Genomic DNA, 2,999 nt, shown 5'->3' with positions numbered 1-2,999 from the left:
TGTTCGCTCACAACACTGGTGCCGACCTGTACGGCGACACCACGGTTCATCGTCTGTCGAAGGGCGGCGAGCACTTCTACACCGCCGATGCTGCCGAGCTGAAGGTTCTCACCAGCAAGCTGACCACCCGCGGTGGCTGGTCTGACGAAGGCCGTCTGTTCGAGAAGGCTGACAATGACTCTGCCGATCTCGCCGGCTTCACCGTCGCGACGTACAAGGCTCTGGGCGCAGAATATCAGGAAGTTGCCCCCAACGAGTATGCGTGGGTCTTTACCGATTCTGATGCCGACAAGGTGAAGGCTCTGGAGGCCAAGGCCGCTGACATTGCTGCTCAGCTTGATGATGCTGCTGATCCGATCATCACGCAGATTCATCGTCTGTACAACAAGTCGAACGGTGATCACGTGTGGACGTCCGACGAGACCGAGTACAACGCTCTGGCCGCCAAGGACTCCTGGAACGATGAGGGCATCGCCTTCTACGTGCCGGCGTTCACCGGCACCACTGCCGTGACTCGTCTGTACAAGGGCAGCCGTCACCTCCTGTCCACCGACTCGAACGAGCAGAAGGTCCTGTCCAAGAAGTACGGCTGGAAGGTCGAAGGCACCGTGTTCAAGGCCTACTGATCCCAAGGATCACAGGCATTGACTCGAGGCTGTTAGGCTCGTAAGCAATAAGAGAGCGGGGTTCCGCCAAGATCAATCTCTTGGCGGAACCCCGCTCCCTGTTTTGTGGTGGTTCAGTCAGCCGAGGCCGTTAGGCTTTGGCTCACTTCTGCTCGGTGACGGCAGCGTACAGGAGCGTGCCATCGCCGGAGTAGCCCTTCTTCGTGGTGTTCACCTGGTACTCGTTCTCATCGGCGGTGTACAGGTGCTCCTCCGAACCGCGGTGGAAACGCTTGACCGCGGCGGTAGCGCCCTGCGGAGCGTAGAACGCCACGCCATCGTTCGACCAGCCGCGACGCTGCAGGGCAGCGACCTCGACCGGATCGGTCGACAGCAGGTGGTTGCCGTTCGCCGGGTTGTACAGACGGTAGGTCGCAGTGGCCTTCGGAGCGGTCTGGGCAGTCGCGAAGAACGACACGCCCTCGACCTTCCAGCCCTTGCGCTTGAGGATCGTCTGCTCGGTCTCATCCGTGGAGTACACGTGCTTCGTGCCCTTGAACAAACGCACCACACGAAGCGGAGTCGTCTGAACAAGCAGAGACTGAGCCTTGTCCAGCTCGGCGGCCAGAGTGGCGGCCTCGTCGGAGGTCAGCTGGCCGTCGGAGGCGCCCAGTTCGGCCTTGTGGGCCTGGTATGCCTTGTAGGCCTTGGCATAAGCGGCCTTCGAAGCGGCGGTGTAGTTGTTGGTCTTGTCAACGACCTCGTTGGAGGGGTTCGTCGGCACGACCTGCTCCTGAGCGGCAAGCTCGTGTTCGGGGCGACTTCCTTCTTCTCGGTGAGCTGGAATTCAAGCTCGCCGTTGCCGTTGATGCGCAGCAGCGCGTCCTTCGGCAGCGCCTTGCCGGCGTAGTTGGAGAGAACGTTAGTGGAGCTCACGGAACCATCGGACTGGACGGCGCCACGAACCCATTCGCCCTTGGCGTTCTTGGTCCAGGCGAACTCGGCCGGAACGGAGTCGAAGTACCAGCCCTGCAGATCCCAGCCGTCACGGGAAACAGACGGAGCGGTGAAGGTGTCGCCAGAAGCATATGCCTTGGTGACCTTCTCGCCGCCGTACTGCAGGTCAAAGGTCACAGTGGCCTTGTCGGTGCCCCACTGGGCGAACAGCGTGGTGTCCTTGCTCACCGGGGTAGCGAAGTCGTAGGCGCCTGCGCCGTAGTCCTTGCTGGTGGACCAGCCGGAGAACGTGTAACCGTCGCGAGCCGGATCGGACGGGCGGGTTGCGGTCTTGCCCTTGGCGACGATCTGATCGTCGGCGACCGGCACGTAGAGATCCTTCACACGGGTCTGGAACTTCACCGTGAAGTAATCAGCCACGTCAAGAGGATACAGATTCAGCTCGCTCTCCTGAGCGGCGCTGACCGTGTCGTCCTTGGTCCATTCCTTCTTGGCATTAAGAGCGGCGTTGTTGTAGTACCACTTCGTGACCAGCTGGTTGTGCGCGGTGAACGCGGAGGGCAGCGAGACCTTGGAGTTGTAGGCGACGTCCACGGACGCAGCGTCGGAGCTGTTGAAGTTGACCTTCACGGCGTCCTGGGTCACGGACGGAGTCAGCTTCAGGCTGTTGCCGGCCGGGTTCGCGTACTGCAGCTTGCCGGTGAAATCGGAAGTGAGATCATCGAACGTGACGTTCTTGGTGACTTTGCCGTTGTAGGAGACGTCCCAGCTGGTGACCAGCTTGGAATCGGCGACGTCGGACGGAAGCTCCCACTTCGCGATCTTCTTCTCGGCCTTGGAGGTCGTGATCGTGTAGTTCGCGCCCGGAACCGCGAACGTGGCGTGCGTGTCGGCGGTGGAATAGGCATCACCGTTCACGCGGGCCGTCGCGAAGTTCAGGGTGACCTTCTGATCCGGCTGCGCGTAGTGCGCGTACAGCGTGATCGCCTTGGTCACGTACGTGTTCTTGAAGTCGAACTTCGCGGAACCAGCCGTGGCGCCAGTGTACCAGCCGATGAACTCGTTGCCAGCGGACGCGCCCGGCGTGGTCAGGCGGTACTGGGCCTCGCTGGTGTTGCGGTACAGCTCATCGAGTTTGCCATTGTGGTTCGCGTCGAGCACGCTGAACGGGATCGACACGGTCTTGCCCTTGGCGGTAGCGCCGGTGCCGCCGTTGTTCCAAGACGCGCTCAGTTCGCCGTCGCCGACGTTCTTGATCGAACCGGCGTCAAGCGTGACGTTGAAGTCGTACTTATCCGCGGTGGCGGTCACGGCGTTGGCCGTGCTGGCCGCCACGCCCATGGTCGCGAGCATCGCGACGGAGGCGAGGCCGGCGAGCGGCGCGCGCCAAACCTTGTTGTTTCCTGTCATAGTCAGGAACCTTTCTTCTAGGGACAT

General features: G+C 61.6%; 3 protein-coding genes. 1 reads left to right on the top strand and 2 read right to left on the bottom strand.

Annotated elements, in window-relative coordinates; translation table 11 throughout:
• Positions 1-626: hypothetical protein (locus KIH79_RS12635; RefSeq protein WP_420829385.1), on the top strand; the 626-nt coding region annotated here is incomplete at its 5' end.
• Positions 627-768: 142 nt separating this feature from the next.
• Here KIH79_RS12635 and KIH79_RS12630 read toward each other — a convergent pair.
• Together KIH79_RS12630 and KIH79_RS12625 are read right to left on the bottom strand one after the other, a co-directional pair.
• Positions 769-1,173, bottom strand: coding sequence for a hypothetical protein (locus tag KIH79_RS12630; RefSeq protein WP_338023157.1), 405 nt, complete (start codon positions 1,171-1,173; stop codon positions 769-771).
• 80 nt (positions 1,174-1,253) lie between these two features.
• Positions 1,254-2,972 (bottom strand): InlB B-repeat-containing protein, encoded by a 1,719-nt coding sequence (locus KIH79_RS12625; RefSeq protein ID WP_219059704.1) that lies wholly within the window; start codon positions 2,970-2,972, stop codon positions 1,254-1,256.
• Between the last annotated feature and the right edge of the window lie 27 nt (positions 2,973-2,999).

Origin of the sequence: Bifidobacterium miconis, from assembly GCF_019331735.1 — a bacterium.
Classification (GTDB): Bacteria; Actinomycetota; Actinomycetes; order Actinomycetales; family Bifidobacteriaceae; genus Bifidobacterium; species Bifidobacterium miconis.
Note: the sequence above shows the minus strand (reverse complement) of the source record. Positions and strands in the feature narration are given on the sequence as shown.

Bases quoted from the DNA above. Each gene is read 5' to 3' on its own strand.
- KIH79_RS12625 (WP_219059704.1), bottom strand. From the start codon at position 2,972: ATGACAGGAAACAACAAGGTTTGGCGCGCGCCGCTCGCCGGCCTCGCC.